This window comes from Novosphingobium sp. NDB2Meth1, assembly GCF_900117425.1.
Lineage (GTDB): Bacteria > Pseudomonadota > Alphaproteobacteria > Sphingomonadales > Sphingomonadaceae > Novosphingobium.
In genome coordinates, this window is the sequence record NZ_FPEH01000014.1 from 361,484 (window position 1) to 383,037 (window position 21,554).

General features: G+C 65.4%; 20 protein-coding genes. 13 read left to right on the plus strand and 7 right to left on the minus strand.

The window, feature by feature from the left end; genetic code table 11:
- Positions 1–54: 54 nt before the first annotated feature.
- Complete coding sequence (locus NDB2M1_RS08825) at positions 55–1,113, minus strand: 4-oxalomesaconate tautomerase (protein WP_072381425.1); 1,059 nt, start codon at positions 1,111–1,113, stop codon at positions 55–57.
- 98 nt (positions 1,114–1,211) lie between these two features.
- Positions 1,212–1,886 carry a 4-carboxy-4-hydroxy-2-oxoadipate aldolase/oxaloacetate decarboxylase gene (gene ligK / locus NDB2M1_RS08830; RefSeq protein ID WP_072381755.1) on the minus strand — a complete coding sequence of 225 codons (675 nt, stop codon included), beginning with the start codon at positions 1,884–1,886 and terminating at the stop codon, positions 1,212–1,214.
- A 104-nt stretch (positions 1,887–1,990) separates the two neighbouring features.
- Here ligK and NDB2M1_RS08835 point away from each other — a divergent pair, with 104 nt between their 5' ends.
- From NDB2M1_RS08835 to NDB2M1_RS08885, 11 genes are all read left to right on the plus strand, one after another.
- Positions 1,991–3,145: an aromatic metabolism transcription factor LigR gene (locus NDB2M1_RS08835; RefSeq protein ID WP_072381427.1), complete on the plus strand. Its 1,155-nt coding sequence runs from the start codon at positions 1,991–1,993 to the stop codon at positions 3,143–3,145.
- Between the two features lie 62 nt (positions 3,146–3,207).
- Complete coding sequence (locus NDB2M1_RS08840; RefSeq protein WP_072381429.1) at positions 3,208–4,029, plus strand: NAD(P)-dependent oxidoreductase; 822 nt, start codon at positions 3,208–3,210, stop codon at positions 4,027–4,029.
- Entirely contained in the window at positions 4,026–5,051 is a 1,026-nt protein-coding gene (locus NDB2M1_RS08845; protein ID WP_072381431.1) for an amidohydrolase family protein, read from the plus strand. The genes NDB2M1_RS08840 and NDB2M1_RS08845 overlap by 4 nt, the downstream gene beginning before the upstream one ends.
- Positions 5,048–5,470: a protocatechuate 4,5-dioxygenase subunit alpha gene (gene ligA, locus NDB2M1_RS08850; protein ID WP_054122276.1), complete on the plus strand. Its 423-nt coding sequence runs from the start codon at positions 5,048–5,050 to the stop codon at positions 5,468–5,470. The genes NDB2M1_RS08845 and ligA overlap by 4 nt, the downstream gene beginning before the upstream one ends.
- Position 5,471: 1 nt before the next feature.
- On the plus strand, positions 5,472–6,314 hold the full coding sequence (locus tag NDB2M1_RS08855) for a class III extradiol dioxygenase subunit beta (RefSeq protein ID WP_072381433.1): 843 nt from the start codon (positions 5,472–5,474) through the stop codon (positions 6,312–6,314).
- 103 nt (positions 6,315–6,417) lie between these two features.
- The gene (locus NDB2M1_RS08860) at positions 6,418–7,359 is read left to right on the plus strand and encodes a Gfo/Idh/MocA family oxidoreductase (RefSeq protein WP_072381435.1); all 942 of its coding nucleotides are present in this window, start codon (positions 6,418–6,420) and stop codon (positions 7,357–7,359) included.
- A 141-nt stretch (positions 7,360–7,500) separates the two neighbouring features.
- Positions 7,501–8,289 carry a CmcJ/NvfI family oxidoreductase gene (locus NDB2M1_RS08865; RefSeq protein WP_072381437.1) on the plus strand — a complete coding sequence of 263 codons (789 nt, stop codon included), beginning with the start codon at positions 7,501–7,503 and terminating at the stop codon, positions 8,287–8,289.
- Positions 8,290–8,408: 119 nt separating this feature from the next.
- Complete coding sequence (locus NDB2M1_RS08870; protein ID WP_253185821.1) at positions 8,409–10,985, plus strand: TonB-dependent receptor; 2,577 nt, start codon at positions 8,409–8,411, stop codon at positions 10,983–10,985.
- 126 nt (positions 10,986–11,111) lie between these two features.
- Positions 11,112–12,596, plus strand: coding sequence for a carotenoid oxygenase family protein (locus NDB2M1_RS08875; RefSeq protein ID WP_072381441.1), 1,485 nt, complete (start codon positions 11,112–11,114; stop codon positions 12,594–12,596).
- Positions 12,593–13,510 carry an SDR family oxidoreductase gene (locus NDB2M1_RS08880; RefSeq protein WP_072381443.1) on the plus strand — a complete coding sequence of 306 codons (918 nt, stop codon included), beginning with the start codon at positions 12,593–12,595 and terminating at the stop codon, positions 13,508–13,510. The genes NDB2M1_RS08875 and NDB2M1_RS08880 overlap by 4 nt, the downstream gene beginning before the upstream one ends.
- A 40-nt stretch (positions 13,511–13,550) precedes the next feature.
- Complete coding sequence (locus tag NDB2M1_RS08885; protein ID WP_072381445.1) at positions 13,551–13,949, plus strand: hypothetical protein; 399 nt, start codon at positions 13,551–13,553, stop codon at positions 13,947–13,949.
- A gap of 19 nt (positions 13,950–13,968) precedes the next feature.
- Here the strand turns inward: NDB2M1_RS08885 and NDB2M1_RS08890 are convergent, their stop codons facing one another.
- From NDB2M1_RS08890 to NDB2M1_RS08900, 3 genes are all read right to left on the minus strand, one after another.
- Positions 13,969–14,352 (minus strand): BLUF domain-containing protein, encoded by a 384-nt coding sequence (locus tag NDB2M1_RS08890; protein WP_072381447.1) that lies wholly within the window; start codon positions 14,350–14,352, stop codon positions 13,969–13,971.
- Positions 14,353–14,480: 128 nt separating this feature from the next.
- Positions 14,481–15,353: a dienelactone hydrolase family protein gene (locus NDB2M1_RS08895; RefSeq protein WP_072381449.1), complete on the minus strand. Its 873-nt coding sequence runs from the start codon at positions 15,351–15,353 to the stop codon at positions 14,481–14,483.
- A gap of 95 nt (positions 15,354–15,448) precedes the next feature.
- On the minus strand, positions 15,449–17,035 hold the full coding sequence (locus NDB2M1_RS08900) for an MFS transporter (RefSeq protein ID WP_072381451.1): 1,587 nt from the start codon (positions 17,033–17,035) through the stop codon (positions 15,449–15,451).
- A 116-nt stretch (positions 17,036–17,151) separates the two neighbouring features.
- Here NDB2M1_RS08900 and NDB2M1_RS08905 point away from each other — a divergent pair, with 116 nt between their 5' ends.
- Positions 17,152–17,865 (plus strand): nuclear transport factor 2 family protein, encoded by a 714-nt coding sequence (locus NDB2M1_RS08905; protein WP_072381453.1) that lies wholly within the window; start codon positions 17,152–17,154, stop codon positions 17,863–17,865.
- A gap of 10 nt (positions 17,866–17,875) precedes the next feature.
- Here NDB2M1_RS08905 and NDB2M1_RS08910 read toward each other — a convergent pair whose 3' ends face one another.
- Both NDB2M1_RS08910 and NDB2M1_RS08915 read right to left on the minus strand, forming a co-directional pair.
- Positions 17,876–18,259, minus strand: coding sequence for a hypothetical protein (locus NDB2M1_RS08910; protein ID WP_143146688.1), 384 nt, complete (start codon positions 18,257–18,259; stop codon positions 17,876–17,878).
- 55 nt (positions 18,260–18,314) lie between these two features.
- A complete protein-coding gene (locus tag NDB2M1_RS08915) occupies positions 18,315–18,803 on the minus strand; it encodes a MarR family winged helix-turn-helix transcriptional regulator (RefSeq protein ID WP_072381457.1) in 489 nt (162 codons plus the stop codon).
- Positions 18,804–19,013: 210 nt separating this feature from the next.
- Between NDB2M1_RS08915 and NDB2M1_RS08920 the strand changes: the two genes are divergently transcribed.
- Entirely contained in the window at positions 19,014–21,479 is a 2,466-nt protein-coding gene (locus tag NDB2M1_RS08920) for a TonB-dependent receptor (RefSeq protein WP_253185822.1), read from the plus strand.
- Positions 21,480–21,554 lie beyond the last annotated feature (75 nt).

The window sequence follows — 21,554 nt, forward strand, 5'->3', positions numbered from 1 at the left end:
GCCAAGTCTCGCTCCCCTCCCGCATGCGGGAGGGGTTGGGGGTGGGTTTCTGCCTCAGCCAAAAACCACCCCGTCCATCAGCTTGCGCGCGGTGCGCAGGAGGGCAGCGGTGCGGACGGCGCCGGTCTCATCCACTTCGAGGACGCAGCTCATTTCGCCGGTGGGGTGCTCGACCGAGAGGGTCTTGCGCGGGCCTTCCGGAATCACGGCAACCTCGGCGGCAGGGGAGCCGGGGATCAGGCACGCGGTCGCAACACTGACCGCGCCGAGGACGCCGATCGTGGCGTGGGCGCGGTGCGGGATGAAGCTGCGCACGGTGACCGCGCCGCCGTTTTTGGGTGGGGCGACGAGCATCATCTTAGGGACGGATTTGGCGGTCACGTCGCCGAGGTTCATCCGTTCGCCGACGGTGAGGCGGATGGCTTCGATCTTCGCTTTCAGGTCGGCCGCGTTGTCCAGCCAGTCGCGATCCTCATAGCCGGTGATGCCGACATCTTCGGCCTTCATCACGACGCATGGCATGCCGTTGTCGATGAGGGTGACGGCGACGCCATTGACGACATCGAACGCATTGCCGGTGGGGAGCAGCGCACCGCAGGAAGAGCCGGCGGTGCCCGTAAATTCGAGGGGGACGGGGGCGTGGGTGCCGGGGACGCCGTCGATGGCGGCATCGCCCTTGTAGGTCACTTGGCCGCCCGGGGTCTGCACAGTGGCGACGGCAACTTGCCCGGTGTTTTCCATGTAGATGCTGACGCGGGTTTCATCGCCGGTGGGGGCGACGAGGCCGCGCTCGATGGCGAAGGGGCCGATCCCGGCGAGGATATTGCCGCAGTTCTGGGCATCGGTGACGATGGCCTGATCGACGAAGACCTGCAGGAACAGGTAATCGACGTCGATCCCGTCGCGGGAGGATTTGCTCACCACCGCGACCTTGCTGGTGAGCGGATCGGCTCCGCCCATGCCATCGATCTGGACGGGATCGGGGCTGCCCATCATCGCGAGGAGGAAGGCGTCGCGATGCGCGGTGTCCTGCGGCAGATCGTCTTTCAGGAAGTAGCCGCCCTTGGACGTGCCGCCGCGCATCCACATGCAGGGGGCGGAATGGGAACTCATGCGAACTGCTCCGTTCGTGTCGAGCGAAGTCGAGACACCTGCGCGCCCGTGTCTCGACTTCGCTCGACACGAACGGATGAGGGGCGTTCCCCCCTTTGTTACACGTACTTCAGCCCTTCCTTCTCCAGCCGTTCGCGCATCTTGTACATGTCGAGGCCGAGGACGCCGGTCGCCAGCTTTTCGCGCTTTTCGCCTTCGTTGGCTTCGCGGGCCTGTGCGGCTTTCAGGACGGCCTCGGCATTGGCGCGGGGGACGACGCAGACGCCGTCGTCATCGGCTACGATCACATCGCCGGGGTTCACGAACTGGTTGGCGCAGACGACGGGGACGTTGACGCTGCCCAAAGTGTTCTTGACCGTGCCCTGCGCGTAGATCGCCTTGGACCAGACGGGGAACTGCATTTCCGTGAGATCGCGCACATCGCGCACGCCGGCGTCGATGACGAGGCCGCGGCAGCCGCGCGCCTGCGCGCTGGTGGCGAGGAGATCGCCGAAGTAGCCGTCCTCGCACGGGGAGGTGGGAGCGAGGAGGAGGATGTCGCCTGCCTTGAGCTGTTCGATGGCGACGTGGACCATCCAGTTGTCGCCCGGAGGGGCGCTGATGGTGAGCGCGCTGCCTGCCACGCGCGCGCCGCGGTAGATGGGGCGCATGTAGCTGGCGAGGAGGCCGGTGCGCCCTTGCGCTTCGTGGACCGTGGCGACTCCGCAGGCGGCGAGGCCGTCGATCACGGCGGGATCCGCGCGTTCGATGTTCTGGACGACGATACCGGACATGGGCTTCTCCCGTTCGAACTGGTTTGGGCTTCCTTCGGCTTCGTGTGCGCGGGGGGCCAATGCAATGTTTGGCGCAGGCCATAAGGAAATGCTAAGCGAGTGCAGTGACCGAGCCTGCCTACAATATCCGGCACTATGCCGCGTTCGCTGCGACAGTACGGCATGGGAGCGTGACGCGCGCGGCGCGAGCGGTGAACCTGACGCAGCCGGCGCTCACGCAGGCGATCGCGCGGCTGGAGGCGGAACTCGGCTGTGCGCTGTTCGAGAGGGGGTCGGGCGGGATGGCGCCGACCGAGCCGGCGCGGTTGCTGGCACCGCGGGCTGAGGCGGCGATTGCGCAGATCGGTTCGCCCAGGGTGACGGGCACGCAGGTGCGGGCGTTTCTGGCCCTGGCGCGCAGCGGTTCCTATGCGGGGGCGGCGGAGGCGACGGGGCTTTCGGCGGCTTCGCTCCACCGCGCGGTGGCCGATCTGGCGGTGGCGCTGGGCACGCGGCTGGTCGACCGGCGCGGGCGGCGGGTGCTGCTGACGCCGCAGGGCGAGCGGCGCGCACGCGGGTTTGGCCTTGCCATGGCGGAGCTGCGCAGCGGGCTGGCGGAAGTCGCGGCGTGGCAGGGCAAGGCGGCGGGGCGGATCGTGGTCGGGGCAATGCCGCTCTCCCGCGCGCGGTGGCTGCCGGAGACGATCTTGCGGTTTCATGGGGCGCATCCCGGGGTGGCGATTGCGGTGGTGGAGGGGAGCCATGCCGAACTGGCGGGACCGCTGCGGGACGGCGAGATCGATCTGATGCTGGGGGCATTGCGCGAAGGCGTGGTGCTGGAAGACCTGGCGCAGGAGCCGGTGTTTGAGGACAGTCCGCAACTGGTGATGCGCAGCGGGCATCCGTTGACGCAGGTGGCTGATCCGGTCGGCGCGCGGCTGGCGGACTATCCCTGGGTGCTGCCGGCGCGGGGGACGCCATTGCGGCAGTATTGGGAGGGGATGATGCGCGCGGCGGGGGCGGAGCCGCCGGAGGTGGGGATCGAGTGCGGTTCGGTGCTGACGGTGCGGCAATTGCTGCTGGGATCGGATGCGCTGACCTTGCTCAGCCCGGCGCAACTGGCGGTGGAACTGCAGGCAGGCGTGCTGGCGAGCCTGCCGACGCCTGCGCCGGTGCGGCGGCGGATCGGGATCACCACGCGTGAGGGGTGGGCGCCGACCGGGCCACAGGCGGCGTTTCTGGAATTGCTGCGCGAGGTGGCAGCCGAGGAATTCGCATAAAGTTATGGCAGGTACGTGAATTGCATTTGTTTGCCCCGGCGCCGCGACGCAGGAGGGCGGGCATGGAGAGTCTGATTGCCCTGATCGGTTTCGGCGAGGCCGGATCGACCTTTGCGCAAAGCGCTGGCTGGGAAGCTGGGGCTGCAGCTTACGACATCCTCACGGCACGGCGCGCGGCGATGGAAGCGGCGGGGGTGCTGGTCTGCGCGACCGCGGAATGCGCGCTTTCGGATGCCGATCTGGTGCTCAGCCTCGTGACGGCGGATGCGGCGCTGGCGGCGGCGAAGGACTACGCGGCGCTGCTGAAGCCGGGTGCGCTGTGGTGCGACATGAATTCGGTGGCGCCCGATACCAAGCGCGCGGCGGCCTTGGCGGTTGAGGCAGCGGGCGGGCACTATCTGGATGTGGCGGTGCTGGCGCCGGTGAACCCTGCGCGCATGAATGTGCCGCTGCTGGTTTCGGGCGCGGCGGCGGAGGAAGCGGCGCAGGCCCTGCGCGGCGCGGGCTTTGCGAACGTGCGCGTGGTGGGGGCCGAAGTTGGCCGGGCCAGCGCGATCAAGATGATCCGCTCTGTGATGGTCAAGGGCATCGAGGCGCTGACGGCGGAGATGATGCTCGCGGCGGAAGCGGCGGGCGTGACCGATGAAGTGCTGGCCTCGCTCGATGCCAGCGAGAAGGCGCAAGGCTGGGCGGCGCGCGCGGCCTACAATCTGGAGCGCATGACGACGCATGGGGCGCGCCGCGCGGCCGAGATGGAGGAAAGCGCCAAGACGCTGATTTCGCTCGGCGTGGCGCCGGTGATGACCAGCGGCACCGTCCAGCGCCAGCGCGACATGGCCGGGAAGGCCGCACCAGTTTCCGCAGAAAAGGTAGCTGCAGAATGACGATGATTATCGACTGCCACGGCCACTACACCGTGCTGCCACGCGCGCACGACGAATGGCGCGAGGCGCAGAAGGCGGCCTTCAAGGCGGGGACGCCGTGCCCGCCCTATCCGGAGATTTCCGACGACGAGATCCGCGCGACGATCGAGGCGAACCAGCTGCGCCTGATCAAGGAGCGCGGGGCAGACATGACGATCTTCAGCCCCCGCGCGAGCGCGATGGCGCCGCATGTGGGGGACCAGTCGGTGGCGGTGCCGTGGGCGCAGGCGTGCAACAACCTGATCGCGCGGGTGGTGGGGCTGTTTCCCGAGACCTTTGCAGGCGTGTGCATGCTGCCGCAATCGCCAGAAGCGGACCTGACCAGCTCGATCGCCGAGCTGGAACGCTGCGTGACCGAGCTCGGCTTTATCGGCTGCAACCTCAATCCCGATCCGGGCGGCGGCTTCTTCAAGCATCCGCCGCTGACCGATCCCACCTGGTTCCCGCTCTACGAGAAGATGGTGGAGCTGGACGTGCCGGCGATGATCCACGTCTCGGGATCGTGCAATCCGGCGCAGCACGCGACGGGGGCCTATTACATCGCGGCGGATACCATTGCCTTCATGCAGCTGCTGGAAGGCGACCTGTTCAGCCGGTTCCCGACGCTGCGCTTCATCATTCCGCATGGCGGCGGCGCGGTGCCCTATCACTGGGGGCGCTATCGCGGCCTCGCGGACATGCTCAAGAAGCCGGACTTGCAGAGCCACCTGATGAACAACGTGTTCTTCGATACCTGCGTCTACCACCAGCCGGGAATCAACCTGCTGGCCGACGTGATCGAGACCAAAAACATCCTGTTCGGCAGCGAGATGGTCGGCGCCGTGCGGGGCATCGATCCCACGACCGGGCACTATTTCGACGACACCAAGCGCTATGTCGACGCGCTCGATATCAGCGACGCGGCACGCCACGCGATCTTCGAGGGCAATGCCCGCCGCGTCTATCCGCGCCTCGACAAGCGCCTCAAGGAGATGGGCAAGTGAGCGAGCAGACCAGGCCCAGCACGGATATTCATGCCTATCTGGCCGAGCTGGAGGATATCCCGGGCACGCGCGTCTATACTGCGGCACGGGCGCGCAAGGGGTACCACATCAACCAGTTCGCGATGAGCCTGATGACGCACGAGAACCGGGAGCGGTTCAAGGCGGACGAGCGGGCCTATCTCGACGAATGGCCGATCTCCGAGGAAGCGAAGCAGGCGCTGCTGAAGCGCGATTACAACACGCTGCTCGACCTTGGGGGGAACGTCTATTTCCTCTCGAAGCTGTTCTCGACCGATGGCCTGAGCTTTGCCGAGGCGGTGAGCACGATGACCGACATGACGTTCCCGGAGTATCGGGACATGATGCTGAAGGGCGGGCGCTCTCCCATCGGCAATCGCTCGATCAAGGGAGGGTATTGAGATGGCGCGTCTTACTGCTGGCGTCGGTTCCAGCCACGTGCCCTTGCTGGGTGTGGCGGTCGATCAGGGCAAGACCGGGGACGACTATTTCGGCCCGATCTTCGCCGGGTATGAGTGGACCCGCGAATGGGAGAAGGCCGAGAAGCCGGACGTGGTGGTGTTGGTCTACAACGACCACGCGAGCGCCTTCGACATGAAGATCGTGCCGACCTTCGCAATCGGCTGCGGCGAGCGCTACAAGCCGGCGGACGAGGGCTGGGGCCCGCGCAAGGTGCCCGATGTGGAGGGCCATGCGGACCTTGCCTGGCATATCGCGCAAAGCCTGATCCTCGATGATTTCGACATGACGATCATCAACGAGATGGACGTCGACCATGGCCTGACCGTGCCGCTCTCGATGATGTTCGGCCAGCCGGACAAGTGGCCGTGCAAGGTCGTGCCGCTCGCGGTCAATGTCGTCACCTACCCGGTGCCCTCGGGGAACCGCTGCTGGGCGCTGGGCGAGGCGATTGCCCGCGCGGTGGCGAGCTTTCCGGAAGACCTCAATGTGCAGATCTGGGGCACGGGCGGGATGAGCCACCAGCTGCAGGGTCCGCGCGCCGGGCTGCTGAACCGCGAGTGGGACAACAGGTTCCTCGACATGCTGGAAAGCGAGGACGACGCGGTGCGGTGGATTCCGCATATCGAATACCTGCGCGAGACCGGCAGCGAGGGCATCGAGATGGTGATGTGGCTGATCATGCGCGGCGCGCTGGGCAAGAAGGTCAAGACCCTGCACCGGCACTACCACATTCCGTGCAGCAACACGGCCATCGGCCATATCGTGCTGGAGCCAGCGGACTGACCAAATGGGGACTGTCCCCTTTTTATTGATCGAGAAACAACAAGTTGATCGCCAAACGGGCCTTCCCGAAAAATAGGGACTGTCCCCATTTTGTGAGGGTGAAATGAGAATAGCACTCGCTGGTGCCGGCGCCTTTGGCGAGAAGCACCTTGATGGCCTGAAGAAGATCGAGGGGGTGGAGATCGTCTCCATCATCTCGCGCACCGCCGAGCAGGCCGCCGCCGTGGCCGCGAAGTATGGCGCGAAGCATAGCTCGACCGAGCTGGATGATGCGCTGGCGCTGGGCGACGTCGATGCGGTGATCCTCTGCACGCCGACGCAGATGCATGCGAGCCAGGCGATTGCCTGCATGGATGCGGGCAAGCACGTGCAGGTGGAAATCCCGCTGGCAGACAGCTGGGCGGACAGCGAGGCGGTGCTGGCGAAGCAGAAGGAAACGGGGCTGACCTGCATGGTCGGCCACACGCGGCGTTTCAATCCTTCGCACCAGTACGTGCACAACAAGATCAAGGCGGGCGAGTTCAACGTCCAGCAGATGGACGTGCAGACCTACTTCTTCCGCCGCCGCAACATCAACGCCAAGGGCGAGCCGCGTTCGTGGACCGACCACCTGCTGTGGCACCACGCCGCGCATACGGTGGACCTGTTCGCCTACCAGGCGGGCCGGATCGTCAAGGCCAATGCGCTGCAAGGGCCGATGCATCCCGAACTGGGCATCGCGATGGACATGTCGATCCAGCTCTTGAGCGAGAGCGGCGCGATCTGCACGCTTTCGCTTTCGTTCAACAACGACGGACCGCTGGGGACGTTCTTCCGCTACATCGGCGATACCGGCACCTATATCGCGCGCTACGACGATCTGGTGAACGGCAAGGAAGAGCCGATAGATGTCAGCAAGGTCGACGTTTCGATGAACGGCATCGAGCTCCAGGACCGCGAGTTCATTGCTGCCATTCGCGAGGGGCGTGAGCCCAATTCCTCGGTGGGCAAGGTGCTCGATTGCTACCGCGTGCTGGGCGAACTGGAGACGCAGCTGGCGGGGTAGAGACATCCCGGGCTTCGTCACCCGCGAGCGGAGCGAAGCAATCCAGAGCGGTTGCTCTCTGACGCTCTGGATTGCTTCGTCACTCCGCTCCTCGCAATGACGAGGGGTGAGTGTTGGCGCCGGGTTTGGGGAGTCTGAGCGATGGAAGCCCTGATTGCCTATTCAGGACGCAAGTTTGCCCGCCCGCGCTATTACGCCAATGCCCATGAACGGGATGAAGTCGATATCGCGCCGGTGATGATGCCGGTGCTTGATGGGCGCGCGGCTGGTACGGGCATTGATCGCGAGGGGTTCCAGCTCGTTTCGCATCGGAGCGCGGTGCGCGATTTCCGGGATCGCGACGAGGTTGCGCGCGTGCACATGCGCGAGATCGAGGAACTGGTTCAGGCGGAGACGGGGGCCGACTTTGTGCATGTCGGCGCGCCGGGGCTGCTGCGTTTTTCAGAGCGGTCGGGGCTGGCGGGCAGCCTGAACAATTCAATGCCGGCGCGCTTTGCGCATATCGATATTTCGGATGGAACGGCGGCTCAGTTCGCCAAGCGGGGCGCTGAGGGCCGTCCCTATGTCCGCTGCGCGCACTACAACGTGTGGCGCGCGCTTTCGCGGGCGCCGCAGGACGTGCCGCTGGCGCTGTGCGATGCGCGTTCGCTGGCACCCGAAGACCTGATTGCGGCCGATGCGGTGTTCGACGAGCCGGGCAAGCCCGAATGGTCGTTCGAGGGGCTGGTGGTGGCGCACAATCCGGCGCACCGCTGGCATGCGTTCCTCGATCTGAACCCCGACGAGGCGATCCTCTTCAAGACGCATGACGGCGATCCGGCGCGGGCGCATCACGTGCCCCATGTCGCTTTCGACCTGCCCGGTTGCCCCGCCGATGCGCCGCCGCGGGTGAGCATCGAGATGCGCGCGACGGCGTGGTGGTGGCGTTAAGGCAACAGTTTGTGTTGCATACGACCAGGCTCGCAGAAGCCTGTTGCGCTACCTAACAGAATTGTTATGAGTCATACCAGATCGGCCGGGGAGCCCGGGCGACACAAGGGAGGGTGACCATGGCCAGATTGATGGCCGCGCGGCGCGTTGCGCGCTTGCTCGGCATGACCGCAGCTATTGTTTCCGTGCCTGCCATCGCGCAGGAAACCGCTCCGCAGACGGCGGGCGATGCCGCTGCCAAGGACGTGACCACGCAGGAAATCGTCGTCACCGCGCAGTTCCGCGCGCAGAAGCTGCAGGATACGCCGCTGGCGATCACGGCGGTCAACTCCGCAACGCTTGAGGCGCGTGGGCAGACCGACATTTCGCAGATCACCAACCAGGCACCGAACGTGGTGCTGCGCAACCAGCCGCAGAGCGGCGGTATCGGCCTGATCGCGTTCATTCGCGGCATCGGCCAGACCGACTTCAACTACGCGCTCGAGCCGGGCGTCGGCATCTATGTCGACGACGTCTACATCCCGACGCTGTCGAGCTCGCTGCTTGACCTGATGGATCTGGAGCGCGTCGAAGTGCTGCGCGGTCCGCAGGGCACGCTGGCCGGGCGCAACTCGATCGGTGGTTCGATCAAGCTGTTCTCGAAGAAGCCGACCGGTGATGGCGGCGGCTTCCTGCAGGCGACGTATGGCGCCTACAACCGAATCGACGTGCGCGGCATCGCGGACTTCAAGATCACCGACACGCTTTCCGCGCGCGTTTCAGGCGCGACCAAGAACACCGACGGCTATGTGAAGCTGCTCGATTATGGCCTGTCGCACCCCAATTCCAACGTGCCGGCCAACAATGCCAAGGGCGACGGGATCGAGCGCGGCACGCTGGGCGGTCGTTCGTTCGCGGCGGGGCGCATCGCGCTGCGCTGGGAAGCGACGCCGGATATCGAAGTGAACATTGCGGGTGATTACACCCGCGAACGCAACGATTCCGGCGCGCAGGTGCTATTGTTTGCAGGTGCACGGGACGACAAAGGGAGGGAAGTCCCAAGGCCTGCCACCACGCCCGACGGCATTCCGTGGCTGGTTGGCAAGGATGGTACTTCGGTGCCGCTGAGCAACGCGTTCGTTCCCTTCACCACGCGCTTCGGCACCGCGGGCAGCACCACGCCCGCCGGCTATGACCCGCGCTTCATCAACTACGCCAACTTCCTCGATGCGCGCACGCCGACAAGCCAGGCACCCTACAAGCCCTACTCGGCGACCAACGGACAGAACTTCGACGGCTGGGGCGTGACGGGCAACGTCACGGCGAAGCTTGCCGACAATCTGAGCGCGACGTGGATTTCCTCGTTCCGCCGCTACAAGATGAGCTTCGGCTTCGATCAGGACGGCTCGCCGATCCCGGTCGCGCAGCTCGACAACGTGCTGCGCCACCGCGCGTGGAGCCAGGAACTGCGTCTCAACGGCAGCTTCATGGACAAGCGCATCGAGTACACCGTCGGCGGGTTCTACTTCGACCAGAACGGCACCTACAATGCGCGCGTCGACCTGAACTACGCGGGCATCGACTTCATCCACGGGCCGGACAGCACGCCGTCGACCTCGAAGGCGCTGTTCTTCAACGGCACGTTCCACATCACCGACGCGTGGGGGATCACCGGCGGCGTGCGGCATACGTGGGACAAGAAGGACTACACCTACTTCCGGTCCAACCCGGATGGCACGGTGCCGTTCGCGAACTGGACTCCGGCGGTATCGCCGGCTCCGATCTGCGAATTCTTCCTTGGCGCACCGACGGCTGGTCCTACGGGCATCGGCAATACGCCGAACTGCCTGCTGACCGGGCTCTACAACGTGACCGGTTCGTTCAAGGGCCAGCGCACCGACTGGCGCATCGAGACCGACTACCGGTTCAGCCCGGAAGTCTTCGTCTATGCTTCGGTTGCGACCGGCTACAAGGCGGGCGGTGTGAACCCGCGTCCGTTCTTCGGGCCTTCGGCGGGCGAATGCTCGGCTCTGCCGCCGGGCGTGCTGGCGCCGTGCAACCAGATCAAGTCGTTCCAGCCCGAAACGCTGACGACCTATGAAGCGGGCATCAAGACCGACCTGTTCGATCGCAGGCTGCGCTTCAACGCATCGGCCTTCTATAACAAGTACGACAACATCATCCTTACGCTGACCCGCTGCCCGGACGCGCCGTGCCTGCTGCCGGCCAACGTCGGCAAGGCCAATGTCTGGGGTCTGGAAGGCGAGACGACGATCCGCCCGGTCGAGGGCCTGACCATCGACGGGTCGATCAGCTACATCAACTTCAAGTACACCGACACCGGCACGACCAATGTTCCGCTGAGCAATGTGACGCCGTTCACCCCGAAGTGGAACTGGAGCTTCGGCGCGCAGTACGACTACGCGATGAAGTCCGGCAGCGTGATCAGCGCCCGCTTCGACGGAGCGTACCAGTCGTCGATGTATACCGAGGCGTTCAATGCGCCGACCAATCTGGTCGACGGCCGCTTCCTCGGCAACGCACGGGTCAGCTACACCAGCCCGGACAAGGGCTGGCAGCTCGCGGTCGAAGTGCAGAACCTGTTCAACAAGTACTACTACAACACGGTCGAGGACGTGAACGCCGCGCTGGGCGTGATCACGGCCAACCCCGGCCTGCCGCGCACCTGGGCGGTTTCGATCAAGCGCACGTTCTGATCGTAGCGCTCTGACCAAGGCTTGAGGGCCGCTCCACTCCGGTGGGGCGGCCCTTTTGCTTGGGGTTGAAATCGGCTTCGCGCGTGGTAGACCTATTCTAACAATTGATAGAATGGGGTGAGGCTGATGGGCGCGTTTCCGCAGACCCAATTTCCGCAGACGATGTATTTCACCGGCCTCAATGCGCCGGTGGGCGAGGAAGTGAGCCTGACCGGGCTGCCGGTCGAAGGGGCGCTGCCGCCGGAAGTGCGCGGCAGCTTCTACCGCGCGGTGCCCGATCCCGCCTATCCGCCCAAGTTCGAGAATGACCATACGCTCTCGGGCGACGGGATGGTGAGCCGACTCTCGTTCAATGATGACGGGACGGCGGATTTCGCGATCCGCTTCGTGGAGACGGCGCGCTATCTGGCGGAGAAGGAAGCGGGGCACGCGCGCTTCGGCAAGTATCGCAATCCCTTTACCGATGATGCCGATGTTCGCCACGTGGACCGCACCGTCGCCAATACCACGCCGATCTGGCATGCGGGGCACTTGCTGATGGCGAAGGAGGACGGGCGGCCCTACCGCGTCGATCCGAGGACGCTGGAGACGCTGGGTTCCCATGACTTCGGCGGGGCGCTGAAATCGGAGACGATGACCGCGCATGTGCGGATTGATCCCGTCACGAAGGAGTTGTTCTTCTATGGCTACGAGGCGGATGGGCTGGCTTCGACCAAGGTGGCCTACTGCGTCGTTGGGCCGGACGGTGCGCTGAAATCGGAGCAGTGGTTCGACGCGCCCTATTGCGCGATGATGCACGATTTCACGATCAGCGAGAACTACGCGCTGTTTCCGATCTATCCGACGACGGCGGAGCTCGAACGGCTCAAGGCGGGCGGCGAACACTGGCACCACGAGCCGGACACGGATTCGTGGCTGGGCGTGATGCCGCGCTATGGCGACGTATCGGAAATCCGCTGGTTCAAGGGGCCAAAGGGCGTCCATTCCTATCACATGATGAACGCGTGGGAGGATGCGGACGGGCTGCTGCACTTCGATGCGTGCCTCAATTCGACCAATGCTTTCGCCTTTATCCGCGAGCCTTCGGGCATCTTCCTGCAGCCGTGGGAAGTGCAAGGCGCGCTGACGCGCTGGACGGTCGATCCCAAGGCCGATGGCGGCGAGGTGAAGGAGACCGTTATCGGGCCTCCGGGCGATTTCCCGGTCATCCCGGCAGCGTGTCAGGGTCGGCCTTATGGCCATGGCTGGATGCTGACGATGAACCCGCAGCTGCAAGGACCGCCGCTGCTCGGCGGGCCGGTGGGGGCTATGTTCAACCTCCTGCTGCGGCTCGATATGCGAGGGGGGCCACCGCAGGCTCTGGCGCTGCCGCCGATGGCGGGGTTCAACGAGCCGGTGCATGTGCCTGCGAGCAATCCGGGGCATGAGGGCTGGCTGGTGACCATCGTCGACCAGCAGATCGGTGAGGCCGCGTTCCTCCATCAGGCGTGGGTGCTGGATGCGGGCAATGTGGCGGCCGGGCCGGTCGCCAAGGTGACGATCCCGCATCGCCTCCGCCCGCAAGTCCACGGCTGGTGGGTGCCGCAGGCCGAACTGGATGCCGCCGCATGAGCCGCATCGTCATTACCGGAGCTTCGGGAAACTATGGCCGGGGGCTGACCGACTTGCTGATCGAGGCGGGGCGGGCCGAGGACCTTATCCTGATCACGCGCTCGCCCGAGAAGCTGGCGGACCGCGCGGGGCAGGGCTGCACGGTGCGCTATGGTGATTTCGACAAGCCGGAGACGCTGGCCGAGGCGGTGCAGGGCGCTCAGAAGATGCTGCTGATTTCCGGCACACGGGTCGGCGCGCGCGTGGTGCAGCACAAGGCGGCGATCGATGCGGCGGCGGCGGCAGGCGTGAAGCACATCGCCTATACGAGCTTCATCGGCATCGACGATCCGGCGAACCCGGCCGAAGTGCGCCACGACCATATCGAGACCGAGCGGCTGATCCGCGCCTCCGGCATGGCATGGACCATGCTGCGCGATGCGCATTACGCGGATTCGATGATCGTGATGGCCGGGCCCGGCGTGATGCAGAGTGGCCAGTGGGTGAGCAATTCGGGCGAAGGCTTGGAAGCGATGGTCTGGCGGGACGACTGCGTCGCCAGTGCTGCCGCCGTGCTGCTCGGCGAGGGCCATGAAGGCAAGATCTACAACATCACCGGGCCGGAACTGCAGACCTTCCGCGAAGTGGCGGCGATCATGGCCGAAGTGACCGGTCGGCCGGTGACCTACGTTGCGACCACCGACGACGAGCAATACGCGATGTTCGATGCCATGGGCATCCCGCGCCGCCCGGTCGACGACCAGAGCGTGGGCGGCATCCCGTGGAACAGCGACGACATGGTGAGCTTCGGCCGCGCGATCCGCGAAGGGTTCCTCGAGCTGTGCACCGACGATGTCGAGCGGCTGACGGGGCGCCCGGCGCGGTCGGTGCGGGCGCTGATCGAGGCGAACGCGGAAATGCTGCGCAGCGCCTGAGCGCGTGGTAGAACGGCACTCTCTGGCAAGGGGGCGCTTCTTGAAGCTTTCGACGCGGTTCGGGCTGGTGGGGCTTGGCGGACTGGCGCTGCTTTCGGCGGTGCAGTGGGCGCGCCAGCACCACCTGCAGCACGGCGCAGCGCTGACCTATCTGATCGGCGTGGGCCCCAATTTTGCCGCCGCCATCGCGATAACCTTCGTCCTGCTGGCAGCATGGCTCGATATGCGGCCGGTCGCGGATGCGGCGGCAGTGGGGCGGCGGTTCCGGATCAGCGCCGCGGTGAGCGCACTGGGATTGATCGGCTGGGAATGCGTGCAGATGACCAGCCATGCGCTGGTGTTCGACTGGCACGACGTGCTGGCGACACTGGCCGGGATTGCGGTTTCGGTTGTGCAGTTTCGGATAGTTCGCGGCACCACCCCCAACCCCCTCCTCTGAAGAGGAGGGGGCTTTCGGCTCAGTGCCAGGTCGCCTTCATCGCGCGCACGACGTCGGCGGTCTGCTTGAGGATGTCTTCGAGCTGGTCGGCAATGAAGGATTTGGGATCGCGGTACGACATGGCCAGCCCGCCATAGCGGCGCGCCACCAGCGGTCCGTCGGCGAGCACAGTCAGGCCACGATGGCGCGGATCTCCGATGATGCGGCGGAGCACCGTGTGCACCGCGTCTTCCGGACCTTCGAGCACTTGCGCGAAGCGGCCCTTGTGCACCGTTGCGATGCTGGAAATGCCGACCAGCGCGTTGCGTTCTCCAGAGCGCGCGCAGATGTCCCGAAGCTGCCGCAAGGCTTCCTCAGGCGCGGCTACCGCAGTGCTGATGTAGGACAACTTCCACAGGCGCATGGGCGGAACGGTCCCTTCCGGACATCTTCGGCTCCTATGCGCCTGCGCCGGTTCATTGCACGATTAATATTGCAGCCTGCTGATGGAATGTGTCTGCACTGTTGCCGAAGCGCCGCAACAGACGTACGTCAGAGGCTCGCCGCGTAGAGCGCCAGCATCCGGCTTCCGGCCTTCTCGGCTTGCACCTTGTCGTAGATCGGGGCGTCGATCGTGCACCAGCCGTGCTGGGCGGGATAGACTTCGACCTCGGCCGGGCGGCCCGCGGCCTTGGCGGCGGCGGCGAGTGCGGTCTTGTCGTCCGGCGCGCTGGCGTCGTCGTTCTGGGCAATCGCGAAGAGGAAGCTGGCCTTTGTTTTCGCAAGGAGATTGACCGGGCTGTCTGCCTCGGAACCGACAAGGCCGCCCCCATGGAACGACGCGGCGGCGCCGACGCGGTCCGGCACGGCAGCGGCGGTGCGGACGGTGTAGGGGCCGCCCATGCAATAGCCGCAGGTGCCGATCTTCTTCGCGGTATCGACTTCCGGCTGGGCATCGAGCCACCCCACGAAGGCCTTCGCATCGCTGGTGGTGGCGGCGGGCGTGATCGCGGCGATCAGCGGCTTCAGCTTGGCCTGCCCCTCGGGCGTGCGCCAGGCCACCAGCGAATCGAGCACCGGGGCGACCGCGCCGCGGTAGTAGTGGTTGACGACGAGGACCGCGTAGCCTGCCGAGGCAAGCCGCGAGGCCATGGTCTTGTATGCTTCGCGCAGGCCGGCGATGTCGGGCCACATGATCACGGCGGGGTGCTTGCCGGTCTCGGGTGCGTAGAACCAGGCATCGGCCTTGCCATCGGGCGTGGTGACGGTGACGGCGCGGCCCTTGACCGCGAGGTTGCCGGGGGCCGATTGCGCCTCGCTGCAGCCGGGGATCGTCGCCATCACCACCAGCCCAGCGCCCGCCGCGCCGAACTGGCGGCGGCTGAGCCAGGCGGCGTTCTGGGCTTCGGTCTGTTCGTCACACATGGGTCTGGGCCTTTCGCTGGGGGCGCTCGCGAGGTGCAGACTATCGTGGCCAGCGAGCCTTGCAAGCGCCTGTCAGCTCGGTTCGTCACGTCAGCTCATGCGGGTTCCTGCAAGCGTTTGCCTGCCGTCTCGGGCAGGCCGAAGATCGCGACGACGGCGGCGAAGACGACCATGATGAAGGGATAGGCAAATCCGGTCATCACGCTGCCGGTCGTGGCGACGGTGGCCTGCACGATGAACGGCATGAAGCCCGCGAAGATGCCGACGCCGAAGTTGTAGCTGGTGGCGAGCGAGGAATAGCGCGTGCGCGCGGGGAACTGCTCGCACAGCCATGCGCCCATCGGGCCATAGGTGAGGATGCCGGGAAGGCCGACGACGACCATGGCGATGACGATGACCACGAGATTGCCGAGCGGCGGGCTGACCGGCGCGGTGGTGTAGCCTGCGGCCTTCAGCGCGGCATCGAGCGTTTCGGGCGTGGTCGGCTGGCCGGCGATGGTGACGACAGGGGCCGAACCGGCGGGGGCGTCCTGCTTGGTATAGGGGACCCCGGCGCGGGTGAGGGTATCGAGCACCTTGCCGCAGGCGCTGGCCTGGCCGCGCTGCGCGAAGGGATTGAAGGTGCAATTGGCGCCGGAAACGACGACGGGGCGCTCCTTGGCGGCGCGGGCGAGGGCCGGGTTGGCCTGATCGGCGATGAGCTGGAAGCCGGGAAACAGCACCACCAGCATCATCGCATAGCCCGCGAGCACGACCGGCTTGCGCCCGACATGATCGGAAAGCCAGCCCGCGAGCACGTTGGTGAAGGCAAGGACAGCGAGCACGCCGATCAGCAGCGTGCGCGTCAGCACCGGGTCCATGTGGACCGAGACCTGCATGAAATTGAGCAGCTGGATCATGCCGATATAGCCGCAGATCGATTGCCCCACCGCGCCGCCGAACGTGGTGGCAAACAGGCGGCGCAGCTGCTTGGGCGTGGCATAGGCTTCGCGCAAGGGGGTGCGGGCAAGCTCGCCGGCCTTCTGCATCGCGGCGAAGACCGGGCTTTCGGAAAGCTTGAGGCGCATCCACACCGAGACGGCGAGGAGCACGAGGCTGGAGATGAAGGGCAGGCGCCAGCCCCATGCGATCCACGCTTCCTCGCCGACGAGGGTTTCGGTGGCGAGCACGACGAGGAGGCTGAGCGAGAAGCCCGCCGAGGCGCCGATCTGGATCCAGCCGGTGTAGAACCCGCGCTTCTTGAGCGGGGCGTGTTCGCAGACGTAGATCACCGCGCCGCCATATTCGCCGCCGACCGCGAGGCCCTGCAGCGCGCGCAGCACGACCAGGAGGATCGGCGCGGCGATGCCCCACTGCGCATACGTGCCGAGCAGGCCGATCGCGGTGGTGGCAAGGCCCATCAGCGTGATCGTGACGAGGAAGGTCACCTTGCGGCCAAGGCGGTCACCGAGCGTGCCGAAGATGGCGGCACCGATGGGCCGCACCGCAAAGCCGACGCCGAACGTGGCGAGGGCGAGGAGGAAGCCCGCTGCTGGGCTGGAGCCGGGGAAGAACAGCTTGCCGAACAGCGGGGCGAGCGTGCCGTAGATGTAGAAATCGTACCACTCGAACGCCGTGCCCGCCGCCGAAGCCGCGATGACCGTGCGGATATCGGCGGGCGTAGGCTCCCCTTTCGAATCCATTCTTCTCTCCCCTTTTGCGCAGCATGGCGCGGCGGGAGGCGATTGCCAATCGTTTCGAGAATTGTTAGCCTTACTTACAAATTTCCGCGGAGGCGGATTGGAGGGGAGTGGGATAAATGTCTGATCTGGAAGCGCGTCTTGCCGCGCTGGAAAACCGCGTCGGCGAGCTGGAGGACATCAACGCGATCCGCCGCCTGCAGTGGGCCTATGGCTATTACATCGACTACAACCGGCCCGAGGAAGTGGCAGGCCTCTTTGCCGAGGACGGCGCGGTGGTGTTCCTTTCGGGCGAGTATCGCGGCCACGCCGGGATCATGCGGCTCTACGGAACGTGGTTCCAGAACCTGTTCACCGGCGGGCGGCGCGGGCCGGTCAAGGGCCTGCTGCTCGACCATTTCCAGCTGCAGGACGTGATCACCGTGGCGCCCGACCGGCAGACCGCGAAGGCGCGGTTCCGGGGCATTCTGGCGGGCGGCTGGCACGATGACGTGCTGCACGAAAAGCCCGAAGGCCCGCCGCAGCAATTCTGGGAAGCGGGCATCTACGAGAACGACTACGTGCGCGAGAACGGCGTGTGGAAGATCAAGCGGCTCGACTACCTGATGCAGTGGCAGGGCGACTATGAGACCGGCTGGGCGCACACCGTGGCGCACCTGCAACCGGCGGTGGTGTGCTATCCCGAGAACCCGCTGGGGCCGGACGTGATCCTGCCCGGCGACAACTACCGCCCGACCTGGCCGCACCGGCAGGAAGTGCCGATGAGCTTCGCGCACCCGGTGCTGGCGGAAGCGTTCCGGGTGGAGGCGTTTTCGGGGCTGATGGGGAAGTAGGGGGTTTCGCCTAGCCGGGACCGCCCTTGCAATCGGCAAGGACTTGGGCCTTCAAGCGGATGAGATCGGCCTGTGACGAGGCGACGAGATTGACGAAGGTCTTCCCTTTGTAGAACTGATCATGAAAGTCGAAGTGTTCCTTGTAATAGAGATCTTCGTCGTCCTGATTGATGAAGACAAATGAGCTTCCGCCGAGAAAGCGTTGAACTTCATAACCTCCGCCATCATCAAACGGGATGATGAAGTAGCCAATCTCACCCTTCAGGCAGACGTTCAGTGATCCGACGGTCCTGTCATACAAGAAAAAGAAGCGAAAGGCGTAAGCGCAGAAAAGAAGTACGGCGACTGTAGCCAAAGCGCGGATAGCAAAAGATCCAATCGCAGAGTTCCGCATGTAGCAATGGTTGCATGGTTGCGTCGTCTCGGCAACCTCAGCCCTTCACTCCGGCCTAACCCCCCGTCATCCGCGCCAGAATCGCCTGTGCCGCTGCGTGGAACACCGCGCGTTGCTTGGGGGTGAAATCGGCGAACAGGTGCCCGCCGATCTTTGCCATCGCGGGGATGGTCTGGCGGAACAGGTCCATCCCAGCATCCGTCAGGCGCACCGGTTTGCGGCGGCGGTTGGTGGCGTCGGGGGCTTGTTCGACGAGGCCGCGTTCGGAAAGCGCGGCGATCGCGCGGCTCACGTTCATCGGGGGCAGGCCCATGATGTCCGACAGCTCATGGCCCGCCAGTTCGCCTTCGCCGCCGAGCGCGAGGATGATCTTGAGGTCGTTCTGGCTGAGCCCCATCGGCTCGGCCACGCCTTCGCGCATGGGGCGCGCGATGAAGGTGCCGAGCTTCAGCAGATCGACGAGGAGGGCGGCGTCCTCGCCCAGATCGAGTTCGGGGCGGGCGGCTTGGGGCGCGGCTTGGGTTTGGGCAGAGGTGGTGGCCATCGCGCGCTTATCGCGCTCGTCGCACGGGACGGCAAGAGGGGCTTGCCAAGCGCAAATTTGTATGTCTAACTAACAATCGGTACGATCAATTGTTACGATCAGGCCGTACCGGCAAAGCTTATCGGGCCTCGCAGAAGGCCGTGCACGGAGAGGGGATCACCCATGGCAAAGTCACCTACGCTATCATTGCGTCTGCTCGCCGCCGGCAGCATGAGCGCCCTTGCGCTCGGCATGGCCGGGCCTGCCCTTGCCCAGACGGCTCCGCAGGATGCGGCGCAGGCCTCGGACGATACCGGTGCGATCAAGGAAATCGTCGTCACCGCGCAGTTCCGTTCGCAAAAGCTGCAGGATACGCCGATCGCGATCACCGCAATCACCGGCGACGCGCTCGAGCAGCGCAGCGCCAATGCACTGACCGATATCGCCAACTCGGCGCCGAGCGTGGTGCTGCGTCCGGCTTCGGCGGCGTTCGGCAACTCGATCACCGCGAGCATCCGCGGCTTTGGCCAGATCGACTTCAACCCGGCCTACGAGCCTGGCGTCGGCCTCTACATCGATGATGTCTATTATCCGCGCCTGACGGGTGCGAACTTCGATCTGCTCGATGTCGAGCGCGTCGAAGTGCTGCGCGGTCCGCAGGGCACGCTGACGGGGCGCAACTCCGAAGGCGGCGCGATTCGGTTCATTTCGCGCAAGCCGACCGGCGACGGCAGCGGCTATCTCTCGGCCACGTACGGCATTCGTAACCGCATCAACCTGCGGGGCAGCGCCGATTTCACGCTGGCCAAGGATCTCTACGCGCGCATTTCGGGCACCTTTGCCGAACAGCAGGGCTTCGTGAACGTGCTCGACTATGGCTGCGCCAATCCCGGCAGCGGCCAGCCTTCGACCACCGGCGGCACCAAGTGCACGCGCTACAAGCTTGGGGATGTCGGATACCGGGCGCTGCGCGGAATCCTGCGCTACAATCCGTCCGACAAGCTCGATGTGATGATCAGCGCGGACTACACCAAGGACAGCCACAACAACGGCGCAGAAGTGCTGCTCTATGCGAACAACCCGAACCCCAACGTGCGGACAGTGGGCGGGCTTCCCTATGATTCGCGGTTCATCTGCGGGCGCTGGTGCAACTACACCTCGACCGGGCAGGAAGCGGGTTCGTTCGTCGCGGGGCTGATTCCGCCGCTCAACGGCCTGCCGCTGGCGGCGACCACCGGGCAGCAGTCTTCCGACTACGAGGGCTGGGGCGTTTCGGGCAACATCGATTTCAGCCTGAACGATGCACTCAAGGTGCAGTCGATCACCGCCTATCGCGGCTGGAAATCGAGCTTCTCGATCGACAACGACCTGTCCCCGGCGCGCGTGGGCTTCGGCAACAACGAGCTGACCCACTGGTTCTGGAGCCAGGAACTGCGGCTCAACGCCAAGCTGGGCGAAATCGCCGACGCGACGGTGGGTGGTTACTACTCGGACGAGAAGACGACCTATTACACGCTGCAGGATATCCGCTATGTCGCGGCGAACATCCCGGGCGTCGGCCTGCTGCCGATCTTCCCGCTGCAGTTCATCGGCAACGACCCGGTACGCACCAAGTCGAAGGCGGTGTTCGGAACGGTGATCGTGCGGCCGACCAGCGCGCTGACGCTGACGGCCGGCGTGCGCTACACCAAGGACGAGAAGGCCTACACGTTCTTCCGCTACAATCTGGACGGGACGACCATCAACCCGTTCCTCGACCGGGTGGGCGCGCTCAACGGGGCGGGGTATGACGGCCCTAACGGCACCGCGCTGACGGGTCGTACTGCGCTGTTCAGCGGCGACCGGGTCGATTACCGCGTCTCGCTCGACTACCGCTTCTCGCCCGAAGTGCTCGCCTATGCGACGGTTTCAACGGGCTACAAGGCGGGCGGCGTCGGTCCGCGTCCGTTCAATGCGGCGCAGGCGCGCGGGTTTGGGCCGGAAAAGCTGACCTCCTATGAAATCGGCCTGAAGACCGACTTTTTCGACCGCCGCGTGCGCCTGAACCTCGCGGGCTTCTTCAACGACTTCAAGGATGCGCAGCTCACCTTGCTCTCGTGCCCGCAGTTCGGTGGCCCTGGCCCTTGCGCGCTGCCGCAGAATGCCGGCAACGCTCACGTCAAGGGTGTCGAGGCCGAACTGTTTGCCCGTCCGATCGACGGGCTCCAGATCGATGCGTCGGCCAGCTACATCGACTGGAAGTGGAAGTGCGTGAACCCGGCCGTGGTTGGCGGCGCTTCGGGGCCGTGCTCGAGCGATCCGGCGGTTGTCGGCCTGCTTTCGCCCAAGCCGCGCGGGCTGATCAAGACCAAGTGGAGCTTCGGAATCCAGTATGACGCCGAAGTGAACAACATCGGCACGTTCACGCCGCGCTTCGACATCTCGTATCAGTCGAGCCTTGCCGGCGGTGACGTGGCGCCGACGCCCGGTTCGCCTTCGGAGCTGTTCGGGCAGGTGCCGGGCTTCACCATCGCCAATGCGCGCCTGACCTGGCAGAACGTGAAGAAGGACCTGTCGATCGCGTTCGAAGTGACCAACCTGTTCGACAAGTACTACTTCCTCAGCAAGTTCGACCTGACGGGTGCGGGTGCCGGTGCGATCACCGGCCAGCCGGGCCGTCCGCGCGAGTGGGGCGTGACGATCAAGAAGAAGTTTTGAGCTCAGAACTCAGTCCCGATCATGGGGGGAAGGGGCGGTCCCGCGCGGGCTGCCCCTTTTTCATGAAGCTGCCGG